The 19,971-nt window shown below is 68.3% G+C and carries 18 protein-coding genes and 1 tRNA gene; 8 read left to right on the top strand and 11 right to left on the bottom strand.

Annotation, left to right across the window (positions count from 1 at the left end; genetic code table 11):
• Positions 1-81: 81 nt before the first annotated feature.
• A complete protein-coding gene (locus tag D6T63_RS04815) occupies positions 82-1,134 on the bottom strand; it encodes a 3-isopropylmalate dehydrogenase (RefSeq protein ID WP_120147878.1) in 1,053 nt (350 codons plus the stop codon).
• Between the two features lie 246 nt (positions 1,135-1,380).
• Between D6T63_RS04815 and D6T63_RS04820 the strand changes: the two genes are divergently transcribed.
• Both D6T63_RS04820 and D6T63_RS04825 read left to right on the top strand, forming a co-directional pair.
• A complete protein-coding gene (locus tag D6T63_RS04820) occupies positions 1,381-3,102 on the top strand; it encodes an ATP-binding protein (RefSeq protein WP_120147879.1) in 1,722 nt (573 codons plus the stop codon).
• A 30-nt stretch (positions 3,103-3,132) separates the two neighbouring features.
• Positions 3,133-3,681 carry a hypothetical protein gene (locus tag D6T63_RS04825; RefSeq protein WP_120147880.1) on the top strand — a complete coding sequence of 183 codons (549 nt, stop codon included), beginning with the start codon at positions 3,133-3,135 and terminating at the stop codon, positions 3,679-3,681.
• Between the two features lie 67 nt (positions 3,682-3,748).
• Here D6T63_RS04825 and metG read toward each other — a convergent pair whose 3' ends face one another.
• The 7 genes from metG to ilvD all read right to left on the bottom strand — a co-directional run bounded on the left by metG (position 3,749) and on the right by ilvD (position 13,682).
• Positions 3,749-5,323, bottom strand: a complete 1,575-nt coding sequence (gene metG / locus D6T63_RS04830; RefSeq protein WP_120147881.1) for a methionine--tRNA ligase — start codon at positions 5,321-5,323, stop codon at positions 3,749-3,751.
• An 80-nt stretch (positions 5,324-5,403) separates the two neighbouring features.
• Positions 5,404-6,333 carry an acetamidase/formamidase family protein gene (locus tag D6T63_RS04835; RefSeq protein ID WP_120147882.1) on the bottom strand — a complete coding sequence of 310 codons (930 nt, stop codon included), beginning with the start codon at positions 6,331-6,333 and terminating at the stop codon, positions 5,404-5,406.
• A gap of 54 nt (positions 6,334-6,387) precedes the next feature.
• Positions 6,388-7,980, bottom strand: a complete 1,593-nt coding sequence (gene serA, locus D6T63_RS04840) for a phosphoglycerate dehydrogenase (RefSeq protein WP_235830557.1) — start codon at positions 7,978-7,980, stop codon at positions 6,388-6,390.
• Positions 7,981-8,122: 142 nt separating this feature from the next.
• Positions 8,123-9,148 carry a ketol-acid reductoisomerase gene (gene ilvC / locus D6T63_RS04845; RefSeq protein WP_120147884.1) on the bottom strand — a complete coding sequence of 342 codons (1,026 nt, stop codon included), beginning with the start codon at positions 9,146-9,148 and terminating at the stop codon, positions 8,123-8,125.
• A gap of 60 nt (positions 9,149-9,208) precedes the next feature.
• Entirely contained in the window at positions 9,209-9,721 is a 513-nt protein-coding gene (ilvN, locus tag D6T63_RS04850) for an acetolactate synthase small subunit (RefSeq protein ID WP_120147885.1), read from the bottom strand.
• Between the two features lie 2 nt (positions 9,722-9,723).
• A complete protein-coding gene (locus D6T63_RS04855; protein WP_120147886.1) occupies positions 9,724-11,610 on the bottom strand; it encodes an acetolactate synthase large subunit in 1,887 nt (628 codons plus the stop codon).
• Positions 11,611-11,978: 368 nt separating this feature from the next.
• Complete coding sequence (ilvD, locus tag D6T63_RS04860; RefSeq protein ID WP_120147887.1) at positions 11,979-13,682, bottom strand: dihydroxy-acid dehydratase; 1,704 nt, start codon at positions 13,680-13,682, stop codon at positions 11,979-11,981.
• A 234-nt stretch (positions 13,683-13,916) separates the two neighbouring features.
• Here ilvD and D6T63_RS04865 point away from each other — a divergent pair, with 234 nt between their 5' ends.
• Complete coding sequence (locus D6T63_RS04865) at positions 13,917-14,420, top strand: hypothetical protein (RefSeq protein WP_120147888.1); 504 nt, start codon at positions 13,917-13,919, stop codon at positions 14,418-14,420.
• Between the two features lie 25 nt (positions 14,421-14,445).
• On the opposite strand, the gene D6T63_RS04870 is transcribed toward D6T63_RS04865, so the two are convergent.
• Complete coding sequence (locus tag D6T63_RS04870; RefSeq protein ID WP_120147889.1) at positions 14,446-15,417, bottom strand: 2-hydroxyacid dehydrogenase; 972 nt, start codon at positions 15,415-15,417, stop codon at positions 14,446-14,448.
• Between the two features lie 83 nt (positions 15,418-15,500).
• Here D6T63_RS04870 and D6T63_RS04875 point away from each other — a divergent pair, with 83 nt between their 5' ends.
• From D6T63_RS04875 to D6T63_RS04895, 5 genes are all read left to right on the top strand, one after another.
• Complete coding sequence (locus D6T63_RS04875) at positions 15,501-16,628, top strand: PQQ-dependent sugar dehydrogenase (RefSeq protein ID WP_120147890.1); 1,128 nt, start codon at positions 15,501-15,503, stop codon at positions 16,626-16,628.
• A 92-nt stretch (positions 16,629-16,720) separates the two neighbouring features.
• Positions 16,721-16,793 (top strand) — tRNA-Lys (locus tag D6T63_RS04880).
• 199 nt (positions 16,794-16,992) lie between these two features.
• Positions 16,993-17,235: a hypothetical protein gene (locus D6T63_RS04885; RefSeq protein WP_120147891.1), complete on the top strand. Its 243-nt coding sequence runs from the start codon at positions 16,993-16,995 to the stop codon at positions 17,233-17,235.
• A gap of 121 nt (positions 17,236-17,356) precedes the next feature.
• Positions 17,357-18,067 (top strand): hypothetical protein, encoded by a 711-nt coding sequence (locus tag D6T63_RS04890; RefSeq protein WP_235830558.1) that lies wholly within the window; start codon positions 17,357-17,359, stop codon positions 18,065-18,067.
• 126 nt (positions 18,068-18,193) lie between these two features.
• On the top strand, positions 18,194-18,661 hold the full coding sequence (locus tag D6T63_RS04895) for a VOC family protein (protein WP_120147893.1): 468 nt from the start codon (positions 18,194-18,196) through the stop codon (positions 18,659-18,661).
• A gap of 17 nt (positions 18,662-18,678) precedes the next feature.
• On the opposite strand, the gene D6T63_RS04900 is transcribed toward D6T63_RS04895, so the two are convergent.
• Together D6T63_RS04900 and D6T63_RS04905 are read right to left on the bottom strand one after the other, a co-directional pair.
• Positions 18,679-19,689: a cation diffusion facilitator family transporter gene (locus D6T63_RS04900; protein WP_120147894.1), complete on the bottom strand. Its 1,011-nt coding sequence runs from the start codon at positions 19,687-19,689 to the stop codon at positions 18,679-18,681.
• A gap of 66 nt (positions 19,690-19,755) precedes the next feature.
• Positions 19,756-19,944, bottom strand: coding sequence for a DUF2795 domain-containing protein (locus tag D6T63_RS04905; protein ID WP_120147895.1), 189 nt, complete (start codon positions 19,942-19,944; stop codon positions 19,756-19,758).
• Between the last annotated feature and the right edge of the window lie 27 nt (positions 19,945-19,971).

The following is a 19,971-nucleotide window of genomic DNA, read 5'->3' on the forward strand; positions in this document are numbered from 1 at the left end:
CGCGGGCTGCTCGTGCGGCAGGGCCGCCGTCGCCCGTCGGTGGTCAGTGCTTCGACACTGGGTTAATGATGTGTAACCACCTTAGGACACGGCAGCGGCAATCGCATCGCCGACGGCGGCCGTCCTGCGGTCCGTGGTGCGGGACGAGATGTCCTCCTCCACAGCTTGCTCGATCCTCGCGGCGTGCTCGTCGAGACCGAGGTGCCGGAGCAGGAGCGCCGCCGAGAGAATTGCGGCGGTCGGGTCGGCGATCTGCCGGCCGGCGATATCGGGCGCCGACCCGTGCACGGGTTCGAACATCGAGGGCGCGGTGCGCTCCATGTTGAGGTTCGCGGACGCCGCGAGCCCGATCCCGCCGGAGACAGCCGCTGCCAGGTCGGTCACGATGTCGCCGAACAGGTTGTCCGTCACGATCACGTCGAAGCGCGACGGATCGGTGACGAGGAAGATCATCGCCGCGTCCACGTGCAGGTAGTCATGGCTGACGTCGGGGAACTCGGCGGCGACGGCCTCGACGGTGCGCTTCCACAGGTGGCCTGCGTAGACCAGGACGTTGTGCTTGTGTACCAGCGTCAGCTTCCTGCGGCGCGCCGACGCCCGCGTGAAGGCATCGCGCACCGCACGCTCCACGCCGAATGCCGTGTTGAGTGAGACCTCGGTGGCCACCTCGTGCGGCGTCCCTCCGCGCAGCGTTCCTCCGTTGCCGGTGTAGGGGCCTTCGGTCCCCTCCCGAACCACGATGAAATCGATGACACCGGGAGCAGCCAGCGGACTGGGCACCCCGGGATACAGGCGTGAGGGTCGCAGGTTCACGAAATGATCCAGGGAGAAGCGCAGCTTCAGCAGGAATTCGCGCTCGATGAGCCCGGACGGGATACGCGTATCTCCAGGAGCCGCGCCCACCGCCCCGAACAGGATGGCGTCGTGGCCCCTGAGTTTTCCGAGGGTCTCGTCGGAGAGCGTCTCCCCCGTCTCGAGCCAGTGCTGGGCGCCGAGCGTGTACTCGGTCAGCGTCAGGCGGACGTCGTCGCCCGCGACGGCCCGCAGCACCTTGACGGCCTCCGCGGTCACTTCGGGGCCGATCCCGTCCCCGGGGATGACGGCGAGGTCGATACTGCGGAGCGCATCAGTCATGGCTCCAGCGTAGGAAAGCACGCGGGGCGGTCACAATCGGTCCGCAGGGTGAGACAGCTCCACCCGGGGTCGGCGGAGCAGTGGGACGAACGGAGCGGCGCCACCCAGGGCGGAGCACCGATCGTGCGCAGCCGCGCCTGTCGGTCCTGACCGACAGGCCACGGACGGGACGTCCCGCATCCCCGCGCCGCGCGCATGCGCGACCTATATTGTGAGGACAGCTCAGCAGAGGTCGGGAAGGACACCGTGGCGCAGGACGAAGTACGTGGACGTCGAGGTGACGCCTCCGCCGTCGTCGCCTCCGCATCCGGCAACGAACGCGCACACCTCAAGCGTCTCCTCGAGGACGGCGGCGTCCCGACCAGGACGGTCACCACGGCAGCCTCGCTCCTCGACGAGGTACTCACGGACCGGCCCGACGTCCTGCTCGTCGATGTCTTCCTGGCCCTCGCGTACGCGGACACACTCGCCGACACCATCGCCCAGCACCCACAGCTCACCGACCTGCCCGTGATCCTCCTGCTGCCCGAGGGCGGCGCCGGCGAGCTCCCGGATACGCTCGCGCCTTCCCTCTCCGACGTCGTCTTCCGACCGCTGGAGGCCACCGAGGTGCTGCAACGGACCCGATCCGCGATTGCGCGGCGACGGCACCGTCAGGCGCAGAGGGCATCATCCGAGCGGCTGCGCGAGGACATGCGCAGGATCTCGGCCCGCATCCGGGCGACGAATGATCCGGCCGTGATAGTGGACCAGTTCCTGCCGGCGGTCGGCCAGGCCCTCGACGCACACCACGTGGCACTGCAGGTCTTCGACGACGACCGCGTTGCAGCGCACAGCTGCAGCTGGACCAGGGACACCGATGGTGGAGCAGCTATCGCAGCCCCGCTCCGGACCCACCAGGAAGCGTCGCTCGCACTCGCACTCGAACTGTGGGAGGACACGGCGACCGCATCCTTCAGCTCCGGACCAGCGGCCGCGCCACAACGGGACGACATCCCCCCGCCGGAATGGATACTCCACCACGCACGGGCGGCCCCCGCGAGCCTGCAAGGAGACGACCGGACGATGCACGGTGTCGTGGCGGCCCTCGGCGAGGGAGACACTCCGTTCGGGCTGCTGTGGATCATGAGTGAGGAGACGCCCCTGACCTGGACCGGCGTCGAGGCAGCACTCACGCAGCACGTCCTCGGCAACCTCGCACACGGGCTGATCCAGGCGCAGCTGATCTCCCGGCAGCAGCAGGCCGTACGCAAGCTGCGCGCCCTCAACCAGGCGAAGAGCGACTTCGTCGGCACGGTGAATCACGAGCTGCGAACACCCCTAGCATCCATTGCCGGCTACCTCGAGATGATCATCGATGGCGTCGGGGGCGAGCTGCCGCCGGAAGCCCACACCATGCTGCAGGCCGTCGAGCGCAACACCGCCAAGCTGAGCCAGCTGATCGACAACATCTCTGCGCTCTCCGCCCGGGAGACCGACGCGTCGGAGCACGGTCCCGTCGACATCGTGCACCTCGTCTCGGAGCTGACCAGCCGCGCGGTGCTGCAGGCCGCTGCAGGCGGCATCACACTCGACTGCGCCCTCCCAGACCGGTTGGTCACGGTTTCCGGTGACCGCGGGCAGCTATCGGCGGCCCTCGCGGTGGTCCTGTCCAACGCCATCAAGTTCACCCAGCAGGAGGGCACCGTCTCCGTGCGGCTGACGCAGGAGCCCGACCACGAACACGTCGTCATCGTCGTGCAGGACACGGGGATCGGCATCCCCGTGGATGACCTCCCCCGCCTGTTCGATGCTTTCCATCGGGCGTCGAATGCGACACCTGCCCTTCCGGGCGCGGGCGTCGGACTGAGCATCGCCAAGAAGACGCTCGAGGACCACCACGGAACTATCACGATCGAATCCAGCCTGGGCGTCGGCACATCGGTGGCGATCACGCTACCGCTGCTGAACCACGCTGCCGTAGGCTGACGAGCTGGACTCCGCACGGAAGGAACGCTCATGACCGCGGCAGCGAATCGCATACCGGTGCGCCAGTTGGATCTGGACACCCTCCTGCCTTACCTCGACCTCCATCTCGTCGGTGCGACCAACGGCGTTCGCCTGTTCCGGGCGGCGGGCCTCTCCTGGGCCGGGACACCGTACGAAGAGGACTTCACGCGGCTGCGGCAGGAGATCAGCGAGGAGCGCACATTCCTCAAGCGACTCATCAAGGCTCTCGGTCATCGGCCGAGCCTCGTCAAGATGACCCTTGCCAGGGTCCTCTCCGTCATCGCCGACCTGGATCCCCTCAACCCCAAACGGCGGAAGGCGAGCGCGGGCGCGCAACTTGAGCTCGAAGCCCTGCAGTCACTGCTGAAGGGGAAGGAAGCGCTCTGGTCGACGCTGCTGGCGCTCTCTCCCGCAGGATCGGGACAGCAGGCGAACATGGCGGAGACAGTCCTCAATACACCGGTCCTGGAGCGGCTCCTCGAAGCCTCCAAGCGACAGCAGGACACGGTTGCCCGCGTCATGACCGAGACGGCGTCGGCCCGCTTCCTGCAGCAGTAGCTGGGCATCACCCTGCAGTAGCCCGGGCATCACCCTGCGGTGGTCCGGCGGCGACCGCAGGGGCGCCTCACTCCCCCGCGGGTCCTTCGTATTTGGGGAAGACGGGCGACGGAGCGGGCAGCCGGGTCCCGACCTCGATGTGCCGGCCCAGCGCCTCGAAGCGGCGCAGCGCATCGTCGCCGTCGGTACCCTGCCCCAGTGCGGTAAGGATCTGGCCCGCGCTGGTCGGCATCACGGGCTGCGCGAGGATCGAGACCACCCGGAGCACCTCCAGCGTCACGTAGAGCACGGTGTTCATCCGCTCGGGGTCCGTCTTGCGGAGCACCCACGGCTGCTGGTCGGCGAAGTACGCATTCGTGTCGCCGAGCACCGTCCAGACCGCCTCGAGTGCTCGGGAGAACTCCTGGCGGTCGTAGGCCGAACGGCTCGCGTCGAGCAGGGCGTGCGCCTGATCGAGGATCCCGGTATCGGCGGATGCCAGCGGGCCCGGCTCTGGCACGGCACCGCCGCAGTTCTTGGCGACCATCGAGAGCGAGCGCTGCGCGAGGTTGCCGAAGTTGTTCGCGAGGTCGGAATTCATGCGCCCCACGACCGCCTCATGGCTGTACGAGCCGTCGGCTCCGAAGGGGACCTCACGCAGTAGGAAGAAGCGGACCTGGTCCAGGCCGTACTGGTCCACCCAGTCACCCGGCGCCACCGTGTTGCCCAACGATTTGGACATCTTGACGCCGCGGTTGTGCAGGAACCCGTGGATCATGACGCGCTTCGGCACCTCGAGGCCCGCGGACATGAGGAAGGCGGGCCAGTAGATGGCGTGGAAGCGTGAGATGTCCTTGCCGATGACATGCACGTCGGCGGGCCAGAACTTCCGGAACGTCTCCGATCCGGTGTCCGGGTATCCGACGCCGGTCAGGTAGTTCGTGAGTGCATCCACCCACACGTACATGACATGGCGGTCATTGCCTGGAACGGGGACGCCCCAGTCGAAGGTGGTGCGGCTGATGGAGAGGTCCTCAAGTCCCCGTCGCACGAAGGAGATGACCTCGTTGAAGCGGGACTGTGGCGCACCGAACTCGGGCTGCGACCCGTAGAGGTCCAGCAGCTTCTGCTGGTAGGCCGAGAGCCGGAAGAAGTAGCTCTCCTCCTCGGTCCAGGTGACCTCCGTGTCGGTCTCCCTCGCGTACCGCACGCCGTCCTCGCGGACCTCCGTCTCGTCCTCGCCCCAGAACGCCTCGTCCCGCACGGAGTACCAGCCGGCGTACTTGTCGAGATAGATGTCGCCGTTCGCCTCCATACGCTTCCAGATCTCGGTCGCGGCGGCGTAGTGGTCCTCGTCCGTGGTACGGATGAAGCGGTCGTAGGACGTCCCGACGACGTCGTTCATGTCACGGAACGCAAGCGCGTTGCGGGTGGCCAACTCGCGGACGGGGATGCCCTCGCGGTCCGCTGCCTGCTGCATCTTCAGGCCGTGCTCGTCCGTCCCCGTCAGGTACATGACATCGAACCCGTCCAGGCGCTTGAAGCGCGCCATGGCGTCGACGGCGATGGTCTCGTAGGCGTGCCCGATATGCGGGACGCCGTTCGGGTAGGAGATGGCCGTGGTGATGTAGAACGGAGGCTTGGCGTCAGCAGCGGGAGTCACCCTATGAAATTACCCCGCGGGACCTCCATTTGCCCAAGTGCGGCAGGGGGGGGCAAGGACAGGTCGGCCGTCTCCGGCAGTCACGCGACGACGACGGCGTCGAGTCCCAGCACCGCGTGGACGCCCCAGGTCCGGTTGGCGATCTGCGTGACGCGGAGGTCGACGACGGAACTGGCGAGGGCCAGCGCCGTCTTCCGTTCCAGTCCGTACAACTGCTGCAGCCAGGTCAGCATCGCACCGAGCGCTTCCGCCGTCGCCCTGTTCAGGTCGGCATCGAATCCGAAGGTGATGCGGGCGGTCGGGGTGAGCGCATGGATGCTGCTGAGTGGCGTATCGCGGACGACGTCGACGGTGAGCGTCGTCGTCATGCCGCACTCGATCGCGGTGCCACCGACCTCGCCGTCACCCTGCGCGGCGTGCCCGTCGCCGAGGTGCAGGAGCGCGCCGGGCACGGTGACGGGCAGGAACAGCGTGGACCCGGCCGTCAGCTCGCGGCAGTCGATATTGCCGCCGCCGGCGGCGCGGGGAGGGGTGGTGGAATGTTCTCCGGGCTCCACGGGCGGCAGGCCCACGACGCCGAGGAACGGAGCGAGCCGGACCGTGTGGCCGTGCTGGTTCGTCCCGGTCCCGGCGTCGCGGTCGAGGTCCCACAGCAGCCAGGCGGGCTCCGACCCCTCGATGCCCAGGCTGTGGGCGAAGGCGTCGTCCCGACTGCCCCCGGCGGTCCAGCCCCAGTCCGCTGTCTCGAAGGCGTCGAACCGGAGGGCGAGCACGTCGCCCGCGGTGGTTCCGGCTACCTCGATGGGGCCCGTGAGCGCGTGCCCCCGGCGATCAGGGAACCGGTAGGGCGTCGTCGCGCCGGGGGCGGACTGCCGTTCGAGGTGCCCCCAGGCGTCCAGGGACTCGACGATCACGCGGTCGCCGGGTTCGATCGTCAGCACGGGTGCGGTGTCCCGGGACAGGACCTGCGTCGCGGTCGCCTGCCGGGCGGGGAGCCGGTGGGTCGCCATGGGAGCGCCTTCCTCTGGAACGTCGATCAGGTGACAGCGGTCATGGGACTTCGATCAGTCCTGCAGGTCCACTTCGCGGGCCACGGATGCACCGATCTCGGCGCGTATGGCGTCGAGGACCTCCTGGGGCACGGAGCTGTCCACGGTCAGGAGGGACAGCGCCTGGCCCCCCTCCTTGTTCCGTGCCACCTGCATGCCGGCGATGTTGATGCCGCGCTCACCGAGCAGGCGACCGAGCGTCCCGATGACACCGGGCCGGTCGGCGTACAGCAGCACCAGGAGGTGGTCGCTGATGGGGATCTCGAGCTCGTAGCCGTTGACGCCGACGAGCTTCTCCACCTGCTTCGGCCCGGTCAGGGTACCGGCCACCGAGATCTGCGAGCCATCGGACAGAGCGCCGCGCAACCGGAGCACGTTGCGGTACTCCTCGGACTCCGGTGTGGTGATGAGCCGTGAGGTGATGCCGCGCTGCTCCGCGAGGATCGGTGCGTTCACGTAGGACACCTGCTCCGACACGACGTCGGTGAAGACGCCCTTCAGGGCGGCGAGTTCGAGGGCCTTCACGTCGAGGGACGCGATCTCGCCGGCGACCTCGATGTCGATCTGCGTCAGCGAGTCGTGCGTCAGTGCGGTGAAGATGCGTCCCAGCTTCTCCATGAGCGGAATGCCGGGCCGGACGGCCGGGTCGATGACGCCGCCGGCCACGTTGACGGCGTCGGGCACGAGTTCTCCGGCCAGGGCGAGCCGCACGGACTTCGCCACCGAGACGCCGGCCTTCTCCTGGGCCTCCTCCGTCGAGGCACCGAGGTGAGGTGTGACCACCACGCTGTCATGGGCGAAGAAGGGCAGGTCGGTGCTGGGCTCCTGCACGAAGACATCGACGCCGGCTCCGGCGATCCGGCCCTCCTCGAGCGCCGTGTGGAGGGCCACCTCGTCGACGAGTCCGCCACGGGCGACATTGACGACGTACGCGGTGTCCTTCATGAGAGCGAATGCGTCGGCGCCGAGCATGCCCACGGTCTCGGGGGTCTTCGGCATGTGGATGGTGACGAAGTCCGATTCGCGGAGCAGTTCGTCGAGTGTCACCAGGCGGACGTTGAGCTGCGCTGCCCGGGCCGAGGTCACGTAGGGGTCGTAGGCGAGGATCTGCGTGCCGAAGCCCTGGAGGCGTGCCGCAACGAGCGCACCGATGCGACCGAGGCCGATGATGCCGATGTTCTTCTCGTAGAGCTCCGTGCCGGAGTACTTGGAGCGCTTCCACTCCCCCGCCTTCAAGGCCGCACTGGCCTGCGGAATGTTCCTCGCAAGGCTGAGGATGTGGCCGACCGTCAGTTCTGCCGCGGAGATGATGTTCGACGTCGGGGCGTTGACCACCATGACGCCCGCCTGCGTCGCGGCCTTGATGTCGACGTTGTCCAGGCCGACGCCGGCGCGCGCGATGACCTTCAGCTTCGGCGCCGCGCTGATGGCTTCCGCGTCCATCCGCGTCGCCGAGCGCACCAGGACGGCGTCGACATCGGCGAGTGCGCCGAGGAGCTGCGCGCGGTCCGCTCCGTCAGTGCTGCGGATCTCGAAATCGGGGCCGAGGGCCTCGACGGTGGCGGGTGAGAGTTCCTCGGCGATGAGGACGACGGGCTTCGGGGTCACGGGGAGTTCCTTCTGGGGTGTGGCAGAGGGCGGCTGGCTGGGAACGGCCGGTCGCTGCGGACTTGGGCCGGACATGAGACCGGCAGGGCACCTGCTCGTCGCTGAGCGTTGAACACGTGCCCTGCCGGGGAGGGATCAGGCGCTAGCGCGCGACCGAGCCCTCGGTGTAGTCATCGTTCGTCTTGATCCACGAGAAGAGCTTGCGGAGCTCGCGGCCCGTGCTCTCGATCGGGTGGTCCTCACCCTTCTTGCGCAGCTCGGTGAACTCGGGGGCGCCGGCGTCCTGGTCGTCGATGAAACGCTTTGCGAAGGCACCGCTCTGGATGTCCGCGAGGACGGCCTTCATGTTCTCCTTGACCTCGGGCGTGATCACGCGCGGGCCGGAGACGTAGTCGCCGTACTCCGCGGTGTCGGAGACGCTCCAGCGCTGCTTGGCGATGCCGCCCTCGACCATGAGGTCGACGATCAGCTTGAGCTCGTGCAGCACCTCGAAGTAGGCGACCTCGGGCTTGTAGCCGGCCTCGGTCAGCGTCTCGAAGCCGTACTGGATCAGCTGCGACGCACCACCGCACAGGACGGCCTGCTCGCCGAAGAGGTCAGTCTCGGTCTCCTCGGTGAAGGTGGTCTCGATGACGCCCGCACGCGTGCCGCCGATGGCCTTCGCGTAGGACAGCGCGAGGTCGCGCGCTTTGCCGGTGGCATCCTGCTCGACGGCGATGAGGTCGGGAACGCCGCGTCCGGCCTCGAACTCGCGTCGGACGATATGCCCCGGGCCCTTGGGTGCCACGAGCGCGACGTCGACGTCGGACGGAGGCTGGATGTAGCCGTAGCGGATGTTGAAGCCGTGGCCGAAGAACAGGGCGTCGCCGGCCTGCAGGTTCGGGGCGATGTCGTCCTTGTACACGTGGCGCTGCACCTGGTCCGGGGTGAGCACCATGATGAGGTCCGCCTCGGCGGTCGCCTCGGCCACCGAGAGGACACGGAGCCCCTCCGCCTCGGCCTTGGCGCGCGACGCCGATCCTTCCTTCAGTCCGACGCGCACGTCGACGCCGGAGTCACGCAGGCTGAGGGCGTGGGCATGGCCCTGGCTGCCGTAGCCGATGACGGCCACGGTGCGGCCCTGGATGATCGAAAGATCTGCATCGTCGTCATAGAACATCTCGGTCACGGGTGTTTCTCCTTGGGGTGGGTGGTGCTGGAAAGGTAGGGGTAGCGCTCGGAAGCGCTGTCAGGCGCTGCGGAGGGCGCGGTCGCTCATCGACTTGGCCCCGCGGCCGATCGCGAGGGTGCCCGACTGGACGATCTCGCGGACGCCGAACGGCTCGAGCACGGACAGGAGCGCCGAGAGCTTCTCGGGCGTGCCCGTCGCCTCGATGATCAGCGAATCGGTGGCGACGTCGACGACGGAGGCGCGGAACAGGTCCGCGGCCTGCGTGACCTGCAGCCGGGTCGCGGCGTCGGCCCTGACCTTGATCAGGATGTGGTCGCGCTGCACCGACTGCTCGGTGGTCAGCTCGACGATCTTGATCACGTTGATGAGCTTGTTCAGCTGCTTGGTGACCTGCTCGAGGAGTTCCTCCTCGGCCTCCACCACAACGGTGATGCGGGACATCCCCGCGACTTCGGTCGGTCCGACCGCAAGCGAGTTGATGTTGAACGCGCGCCGGGCGAACAGGCTGGCAACGCGGGTCAGGACGCCGGGAACGTCCTCGACGAGCACGGAAAGGGTGTGTCGTGCCATGGTCAGTCCTCCTGCTCCCAGGTCGGGGTCATGTTGCGGGCAATCTGGATGAGGTCGTTACTGACGCCCGAGGGCACCATCGGCCACACCATCGAGTCGCGGCTGACCACGAAGTCGATGACGACAGGGCGGTCGTTGATCGCAAGGGCCTGCTGGATGGTGGCGTCGATGTCCTCGTCGCGCTCACAGCGCAGCCCCACGCAGCCGTAGGCATCGGCGAGCTTCACGAAGTCGGGCACACGAACGGTGTCGTGCCCGGTATTGAGGTCCGTGTTGGAGTAGCGCCCCTCGTAGAAGAGGGTCTGCCACTGCCGCACCATACCTAGGGACGAGTTGTTGATGACCGCGACCTTGATGGGGATGTTGTTGATGACGCAGGTCGCCAGTTCCTGGTTGGTCATCTGGAAACAGCCGTCGCCGTCGATGGCCCAGACCACGCGGTCCGGGTTGCCGACCTTCGCGCCCATGGCTGCCGGGACCGAGTAGCCCATGGTGCCGAGGCCGCCCGAGTTCAGCCAGGCGTGGGGGCGCTCGTACTGGATGAACTGTGCCGCCCACATCTGGTGCTGGCCGACTCCGGAGACGAAGACGCCTTCCGGTCCGGTGAGTTCGCCGATGCGCTTGATGACCTGCTGGGGTGCCGACAGGCCGTCGTCGGGCTGGGTGAAGCCGACCGGGTAGGTCTCACGCAGGTGGTTGATGGTCCTCCACCAGGCGGAGATGTCCGGCCGTTCCTGCGTTCCGAAACTTTCACGGACGGCGGCGGTCAGCTCGGGGATGATCTCCTTGACGGACCCGACGATGGGCACGTCGGCCGTGCGGTTCTTCGAGATCTCGGCCGGGTCGATGTCGGCGTGGATGACCTTGGCGTTCGGCGCGAAGCTGGAGAGCACGCCGGTGACGCGGTCGTCGAAGCGGGCTCCGAGGGTGATGAGGAGGTCCGCCTGCTGCAGGGCCGTGACAGCGGAGACCGAGCCGTGCATGCCGGGCATGCCCACGTGCTGGTCGTGGGAGTCCGGGAAGACGCCGCGGGCCATCAGCGTCGTCACCACGGGCGCGCCGACGAGCTCTGCGAGCTCCTTCAACTCGGCGGACGCATGGCCCTTGACCACGCCTCCGCCTACGTAGAAGACGGGGCGCTGCGAGCCGCTGATGAGGCGTGCGGCCTCGCGGACCTGCTTCGAGTGCCCGCGCATCACCGGGCGGTAGCCGGGGATGTCCACCTTGGGCGGCCAGGAGAAGATCATCGTCGACTGCTGCGCATCCTTGGCGATATCGACGAGCACCGGACCGGGGCGTCCGGTCGTCGCGATGTGGAAGGCCTCCGCGAGGACGCGGGGGATGTCCTGCGCCTTGGTCACGAGGTAGGAGTGCTTGGTGATCGGCATCGTGATGCCGACGATGTCCGCTTCCTGGAACGCGTCCGATCCGATGAAGGCGCTCGAGACCTGGCCCGTGATGGCGACCATGGGCACGGAATCCATGTGGGCGTCGGCGATGGCCGTCACGAGGTTGGTGGCACCCGGGCCCGAGGTCACGATGCAGACTCCGGGGCGGCCGGTCACCATGGCGTAGCCCTGCGCCGCGTGGCCCGCACCCTGCTCGTGGCGCACGAGGATGTGGCGGAGTTTCGTGGAGGCCAGGAGCGGGTCGTACGTGGGAAGGATCGCCCCGCCGGGAAGACCGAAGACGTCGTCGACTCCGAGTTCCTCGAGGGACCGGACGATCGCGGCGGACCCGAGCATCTCGGTGGGCGCCACGACGGCGTTGGACCCTCGGACGGCGCTCACCGGGACGACGGGCGCGGCCGCGGTCTCGCGCGCGGGTGCTGCGGGAGGTGCTGGTCTTGCTGCCAACAGCGCTGGGCTGATGGGCGATCCCTTGGACATCTCAGACTTCCTTCGGAACGTGTGCTGCACTGCTGCAGCTGGAACTGCGGACGGACTTCCACGCGCCCCTCTTCCGTCGACAGATTGTGTCAACAAAAAAACCCCTCAGCCTTGTCGGGCTCTGCGAGGGGTTGCGCGTGACTGCAGTCGTCGATGAGACGGGCTTCAGGCCACGCGCTGCATAAGGACGACGACTACGGGTTCGAGCTGCATACCTGTAGTCTCCTCGCCCCCGCGAAAGGGTGTCAACCACACCCCCTGCGATCTCACATGGTGGACTCCTGCGTCCAGTTAGTGGACACTAACGCTCTTCCCCATCTCACCGGCGCGGGGGGAAGATGCCCCCGCGCCGGCCACGCGAACCTGCGCTAGCCGCAGTAGGCACCGGTCGACGCCGAGTGGACGAGCTTGGCATACTTCGCGAGCACGCCCTTGGTGTAGCGGGCGGGGAGCGGCTCCCAGCCCACCCTGCGCTCCTCCAGCTCGGCCTCGTCGACGAGCAGGTCGAAGCTCTTGGCCGCGATGTCGACCCGGATGCGGTCGCCGTCGCGCACGAACGCGATGGGACCGCCGTCGACCGCCTCGGGTGCGACGTGGCCGATGCACAGGCCCGTGGTGCCGCCCGAGAAGCGTCCGTCGGTCAGGAGGAGGACGTCCTTGCCGAGGCCCGCACCCTTGATGGCGCCGGTGATCGCGAGCATCTCGCGCATGCCCGGCCCGCCCTTCGGCCCCTCGTAGCGGATGACGACGACGTCGCCGGCGTGGATGGCGCCGGCGTCGAGCGCCTCGAGGGCACCGTTCTCACGCTCGAAGACGCGCGCGGTGCCTTCGAAGACGTCGGCATCGAAACCGGCGCTCTTGACCACGGCACCCTCGGGTGCCAGCGAGCCATGCAGGATCGTGATGCCGCCGGTCTTGTGCAGCGGGTTGTCGAGTGCGCGGAGGATCTTGCCGTCGAGGTCCGGCGGGTTGATGTCCGCGAGGTTCTCCGCGAGCGTCTTGCCGGTGACGGTGAGGCAGTCGCCGTGCAGCAGTCCGGCGTCGAGCAGTGCCTTCATGATCACCGGCACCCCGCCCACCTTGTCGACGTCGAACATCACATAGCGCCCGAACGGCTTGAGGTCGCCCAGGTGCGGGATCGTGTCACCGATGCGGCTGAAGTCGTCGAGCGTGAGGTCCACCTCGGCCTCGCGGGCGATCGCGAGGAGGTGCAGGACGGCGTTCGTCGAACCGCCGAAGGCCATGGTGACCGCGATGGCGTTCTCGAAGGCCTTCTTGGTCATGATGTCGCGCGCCGTGATGCCGAGGCGCAGGAGGTTCACGACGGCCTCGCCGGACTTCTGCGCGAACGCGTCGCGTCGGCGATCGACCGAGGGAGGTGCGGCGGACCCGGGCAGTGACATCCCGAGGGCCTCGCCGATGCAGGCCATGGTGTTGGCGGTGTACATACCGCCGCACGCACCCTCCCCGGGACAAACGGCGCGTTCGATGCTGTCGAGGTCCTTGAGGCTCATCGTGCCGGCGGCGCAGGCACCCACCGCCTCGAAGGCGTCGATGAGGGTGACTTCCTTCTCCGTGCCGTCCTCGAGCTTCGCGAAGCCCGGCATGATGGTGCCCGCGTACAGGAAGACGGAGGCGAGGTCGAGGCGTGCGGCTGCCATGAGCATCCCGGGCAGCGATTTGTCACAGCCGGCGAGGAGCACGGACCCGTCGATGCGCTCGGCCTGCATGACCGTCTCCACGGAGTCGGCGATGACTTCCCGTGACACGAGCGAGAAGTGCATGCCCTCGTGACCCATCGAGATGCCGTCGGAGACGGAGATGGTGCCGAACTGCATGGGGAACCCGCCGGCCGCGCGGACGCCTTCCTTCGCGCCCTCCGCCAGGCGGTTGAGGGACAGGTTGCAGGGGGTGATCTCGTTCCAGGAGCTCGCGACGCCGACCTGCGGCTTGGCGAAGTCGTCGTCGCCCATTCCCACCGCACGAAGCATGCCGCGTGCGGGCGCCGCATGGATTCCGTCCGTGACGATGCGGCTTCTGGGCTTGATGTCTGGAGTTGTTTCCACGCTCATGAGGGAAAGTCTAGGCCCGCGTTGCAGGCACGTTTCGCCATATGACCCTCCTGTTACAGCAGCCGGCGACGGGGAAGGAAGGGCCGTCTCCACCCGCGCGGATCCTCGTGCCCTCCCGCCGCCCTCCGGTACAGTGTGGATCTCGCGGGCAGTCCTTCCGGCCCGCCGGCCGAGAGCTCCGCGAGAAGTCCCGGACGGGACCAGTCCGACAGCCTCCTACCGCAACGGCGTGATATGACTCCCGATGAGCCCTCCGACTCCAGCCCACCCCTCGACGGCGGACAGGGACTGAAGAACGCCCTGCGCCGCGTCTTCGACGGGCAGATCCCCAACTACGGCGACTACAACCTGGTCTTCGCGGCACGGCACGCGGGCCAGGCGGCGGGACGCGCGCGAACCTCGCGGTCGGCTCCGGTGGCTCCGTCGCCGTCCGCCACCGCCTACGTGGTCGGCTATCGCTGGAAGCCGATGGAACTCATGATCGCGCCGGTGGACCTGACCGGCATCACGGGCGCCGGTGTGCCCGTCGAGGTGAACATGACCAATCTCGCGCATGCGCTCCAGTGGGATGCCGACGACAGCTTCGAAGTCGGCACGAGCACGGGGCGGATCTTCCGCTTCGACGTGTCCGCCGATCCGGTGCTCGATATCGGGCCGGGCACTCCCCTGCACCTGCCGCAGGACGACGACGTGATCGACTTCAACGCCTTCATGGATGCCTTCATCGCGATGGCCTGATGAACCTGCGTCCGGATGGGACGACCTAGTCCCAGGGGCCCTTCCGTACGAGGTTCTCCGGCTCGCGGCCCTCCCCGAGAAGCCCGACCTGACGCTTCAGCAGTGCGAGGATTCGAGGCGGGAAAGCCTCCGTGTTGCCGCCGATATGGGGGGTGATGATCACTCCGGGAGCGCTCCACAGCGGATGGCCCTCGGGCAGTGGCTCCGGGTCGACGACGTCGAGCGCCGCTCTGAGCCGACCCGCCAGGACCTCGCGTGTCAGTGCCTCCGTGTCGACGACGGCGCCGCGGGCCACATTGACGATGAGCGCGCCGTCGGGCAGGGCAGCGAGGACCTCGCGGCCGATCAGTCCGCGCGTCGCTCCGGTCAGGGGTGTGATGACGATGACGACGTCGTGGTCCGGCGCGAGGCCGACCAGCTCGTCGCTGCCGTGGACGTGCCCGAGGTCGTCGTCGCGGGCCGCGCTGCCGACCCGGGTCACCTCCGCCTCGAAGGTCACGAGCCGGCGGCGGATCTCCTCGCCGATGCCACCGACGCCGACGAGCAGCACCCGCCGGTCCGCGAGGCCCGGGTAGCGGGCGCTGTGCCACCGGCCCTCGGACTGCTGCCGCACGGCGTCGTCGATCCCGCGCAGCGACGCGAGGGCCAGCCCGACGGCCAGCTCGGCGGTGGCCGCAGCGTGCACCCCGGCTGCCGTCGCGATCGCCACTCCCGGTCCGACGAGGTCCGCGACGCCGTCGTACCCCGTGGACTGCGTCTGCACGAGCCGCAGGTTCGGCGCCGCATCGAGGGCTCCGTCGAGGTGCGCCCGTCCCGTGTAGGGCAGGACTGCGGCGTCCAGCTGCGCAGGGTCGAAGCCCTCGGGGGCATCGCTGAAATCCCACAGCACCACGTCGACGGCTGGAGAGACGTCTGCCAGCGAATCGCGCAGATCCGCGGAGGGGACGCTCAGGGTTCGGACGATCGGGCCGGCGGAAGGAGTCGAGGGGTCGGTCATGGTGCCAGCCTAGCGCCGGGGCTGCGGCTGCCCCGCGGCCGACGAGGGTGGACACCCGGAAAAGCCCGTCCTAGGGTCGGAACATGTCAGCCGCAGCACGACGGCGACCCGCCCGATCCCCCTCCCGGGCCATCCTGCCGGCCCTCGCACTGCTGGTCCTGACCGCCTGCTCACCCGAGGCGGCCGAACCGGAGCCGGTCTTCGCCGGTGCCTCCGCAGCCTCCGCTCCCGTCGCGGGTGCCTCGGCCGCCGTTCCTCCCGCCCTGTCCTACGAGGGTGATGCGGTGTCGGGGCTCGGCCTCCCGTGGTCCATCGTGGTGCTCGACGACGGCAGCCTGCTCGTCTCGGAGCGCGACACCGGGGAGATCAGGCGGATCAACGAGACCACCCGGGAGGTCATCGGCACCATCGCCGACGCTACGGCCGCGGCCGGCGAGGGAGGACTCCTGGGCCTCGCCGTCGCAAACAGTGCCGACCCCGCAGTCCTGTACGCCTACTACACCTCGGCCATGGACAACCGCGTGGTGCGCCTCCCGCTGAGCGACGGCGGGCTCGGTGCCCCGGAGCCGATCCTGACAGGCATACCGAAGGCCGACATCCACAACGGCGGGCGGATCGCCGTCGGGCCCGACGGTCACCTCTACATCGGCACGGGCGACGCCGGAGTCCGCCCGAACGCGCAGGATCCCGGGAACCTCGGCGGAAAGATCCTCAGGATCACGGTCGACGGCGACATCCCCGCCGACAACCCCATTCCCGGCTCCCCCGTCTACAGCCTGGGACACCGAAACGTGCAGGGCCTCGCCTGGGACTCCGCCGGTGCACTCTGGGCGACGGAGTTCGGACCGGAGATCGACGACGAACTGAACCTCGTGCAGCCGGGCGGGAACTACGGCTGGCCCGAGGTCACCGGCGCTCCGGGCGATTCCCGTTTCCTCGACGCCCAGGTGGTGTGGCCGTCGACGGCGTCGTCCTCCCCCAGCGGCATGACCATCCTCGATGACATCGCCTACATCGGGGGCCTGCGCGGGCAGCGGCTGTGGCAGGTCCCGCTCGAGGGCGGCACGGCCGGGGAACCGGTCAGCCACTTCGACGGGTCCTACGGACGCCTGCGGGACGTCGCAGGGGCGGGGGACGGTTCGCTGCTCGTCGCGACCAACGAGTCCGGCGGAGCGAGGATCCTGCGCATCGCCGTCGGGCTGTCGGGGTGAGCGTCCGGTTTCATGTTTGGGCGGAAGTGCTGGTAGAGTCTCATGCTGTTGCGGATGACCAGACCGGGTGAAATCGGGAGGTAGAAAGCCACGCACCTCTAGCTCAATTGGCAGAGCAATTGACTCTTAATCAATGGGTTTCGGGTTCAAGTCCCGAGGGGTGCACTTCGTTACCCCGTTCTTCAGGTCTCGCCGCCTGGAGGGCGGGGTTTCGTTATGCCCGGATGTTGTCGAGGGTTCCCGACATGGTCGGCGCGGGGTCAAGCCCGTTCCCAGGTCCCATCACTCATTGCACCACGGTCCACCGGTCTGCACGATGGAAGAAAGCGTGCAGGCGCAGGTGTCGGTCGGCGGAGGGACGTAGATGACCAGGAATGCCGCGGACGATCGGCCCGCCTTCGACTACCATCCCTGGCCCCGTCCGATCCCGGCGCCCTACCTTCCCCTTGTCCGGTTGGCCATCCTCCTCGGCCTCCTGACCGTCCTGTTCCTGACGGTCCTGCCCTCCCTGTCGATCCTCCACCTCCTGGTGAGCACCCTGGTCCTGGTGTCGTTCTTCCGCCGCACGAGGAGGATGCAGAAGCGCCGCGGGGACACGAACGGCTGACGCACGTCGCGCCGTCACGGCGGCCACCGGGCGTGCCGCGACGGCGCCTGCAGCAGTATCGGCACCAGCACCTCGTCATCACGCCGCCGACATGCTTGTCCCCCGGGCCTACGATGGACGCGTGAACGAAATCCTGTCCTTTGCCGGGAACTACTGGTGGCTTGTCTTCCCCCTGTCCGGGGTATTCGCGGTATGGGGTAAGTCGTGGTCCGCGGCGGGCGAGCGGCGCCACCAGCGCAGGATGGAGCTGTACCGGCTCAAGAATCCGGCACTCCCGCAGGCACCGCAGCAGCCGACCGGCGATCCGGCACAGAACCGGGCCGGCCGGGAGCGTGACGTCCGGCACGTCGAGCGCATGCATGACGAGGTCGACAGGAAATGGCTGTCCTACGAGCTCGATGCTGCCAAGCTCATCGACTACCCGATGATGACCGACGTGCGGGAGCCGCTCACCGTCGCCTTCCTCCGCGCCAAGCGGGAGGCCGACTCACTGCGGCCACAGGAACCCGCGGGCGTCTCGTCCGAGGAACTCGCCGCGTACCGCTCGGCGGTCACCTCGTTCGACGTCGCGTTCCAGGTGGCCGAAACCGAGGCCCGACGCGTCAGGGCGAGCGGGTTCACGACCGATGAGCGCCTGCGCCTGGACACGGCGCGCAAGCTCGTCACCGTGGCCGTCGACGACGCCGCGACAGCAGCTGAGCGCCAGACGGCGTATCGACGCGCGCGCCGGGAGCTGGACGGGCTGATCGTCCTCCCCGACGCCACCATCACCTCTCTCGAGAAGAAGGTTGCCGGTGCGATCGGTGCGCGGCCGGAGCCCTCGCCGTCCTGAGCATCGGATGGACGGGGCGGGCGGCGCCTACGCGCCGGGTCTTCCCTGACTGCTCCCACGCGGAGCATAATCGCTCCCACAGGCACCTTCGCCCAGACAGCGCGGGTTATGACAGGAGCAGACATCATGGCGGCGACGATCAACACGTACCTGAATTTCAAGGACAACGCGACTGAGGCGATGGACTTCTACCAGTCGGTGTTCGGCGGTGAGCTGCAGCGCAGCACCTTCGCCGAATACCAGGTCAGCGAGGACCCGGCGGAGCAGGACAAGGTCATGCATTCGATGCTGACGACTCCGTCAGGGCAGGTGCTCATGGCCGCCGATACGCCGAACAGCATGGAGTACAGCGCTCCGAGCGGTCATTCGCTCTCGCTCAGCGGCGACGACGAGGCGGAGCTCCGCGGCTACTGGGATGCCCTCGCCGGGAGCGGCACCGAGATCATGCCGCTGGCTGCGTCACCGTGGGGTGACAGCTTCGGCATGTGCATCGACCGGTTCGGCATCTCATGGATGGTCAACATCGCCGGGGCTGGTGCGGGTCCCGACGCGGGCGGAGCCACCGATGCCCAGGAGGCAGGGATCGGCGGGTAGGAGCCGCCGCTCGACCGTCAGGCCCGCGCACCGGTCTCGAAGGTCAGTGTCGGTTCGTCCGGCATGGACAGCGTGAGCACGGCCTCCTCGATACGCTCGTGGTCCTCGATGTCGTGTTCGACCGCACGGAGGGCGATGGCGACGTCGTGCTCCCGACGGTCCCCCACGAGGTCCACCGCCGCCACCAGGTACAACCGCTCGGGTCCCACGTACTCGAGGTGGAGATAGGTCACGCGCTCGATGCTCCGGTGCGCGCTGAGCCGCTCGGCCACCGACTCGAGGAGGGCGGGAGACACGGCCTGCCCCACGAGGAAGCGCCGGTTGCGGTCGATCAGGATCACGGCTATCACTCCCAGGAGGACGCCCACGAGGATGGAGCCGATCGCATCCGGTACGGGTGAACCCGTGAGCTGGTGCAGGAGGATGCCCACGAACGCGAGGACAAGCCCGATCAGGGCAGCCGAGTCCTCTGCGAAGACAGCGCGGAGCGTCGGGTTCGACGTCGTCGAAACGCTGTGCAGGGTTGAGGTGCCGCTCTCGCGCCCAGCCCTGCGGGCCTGCCGGAACGCCTGGGTGAACGAGATCCCCTCGAGGACGAACGCGACCGCGAGGACGGCGTAGGCGATGCCGTAGTCACCGGCGGGTTCGGGCTCGAGCAGTTGCTGGACCCCGTGCGTGATGGACACGACGGCGCCGGCCGTGAAGAGCCCGAAGGCGGCGAACATGGACCAGACGTAGGCCTCCCGTCCGTACCCCATCGGGTGTGTGCGGTCCCGGTGGCGCCTGGACTTGCGCTCGGCGACGAGCAGGAAGATCTGGTTCCCGGTGTCGGCCCAGGAGTGGGCTGCTTCCGCGGTCATCGAGGCGGACCCCGTGACGATCGCCGCGAAGGTCTTGGCGGCGGCGACCACGAGGTTCGCGACGAACGCGATGATGACCGTCAGCGTGCTGTCGCTGCCCGGGGACGGCTGAGGTGCGTCCGCGGCCGGCGGCGCCTCGGTCACCGGGGTGTATTCCTGGTTCTTCATGCCGTCCTTCCGGGACGTCGGACGACGACGGCGGCACCCACCCCGGGCACCGCCGTCGGGCGCCTCCTACCTGGATGCTTCCTTGTTCACATCCGTCGGCGAATCGAACTCACGGTCCGGCAGGTTCTTCAGCGTTTCCAGCACGGATCCGTCCGCGCCCTTTCCCTCGGCGTGCTTGACGAGGTCCTCCCTGGACGCCGGATACTCCATGCCGCCCAGTGCCTTCTGGATGTCGATCGGACTTGGATCTGCCATGTGGTGCTCCTTCGTATCGGTTCGATT

This window comes from Arthrobacter cheniae (assembly GCF_003602275.1).
GTDB lineage: Bacteria > Actinomycetota > Actinomycetes > Actinomycetales > Micrococcaceae > Arthrobacter_D > Arthrobacter_D cheniae.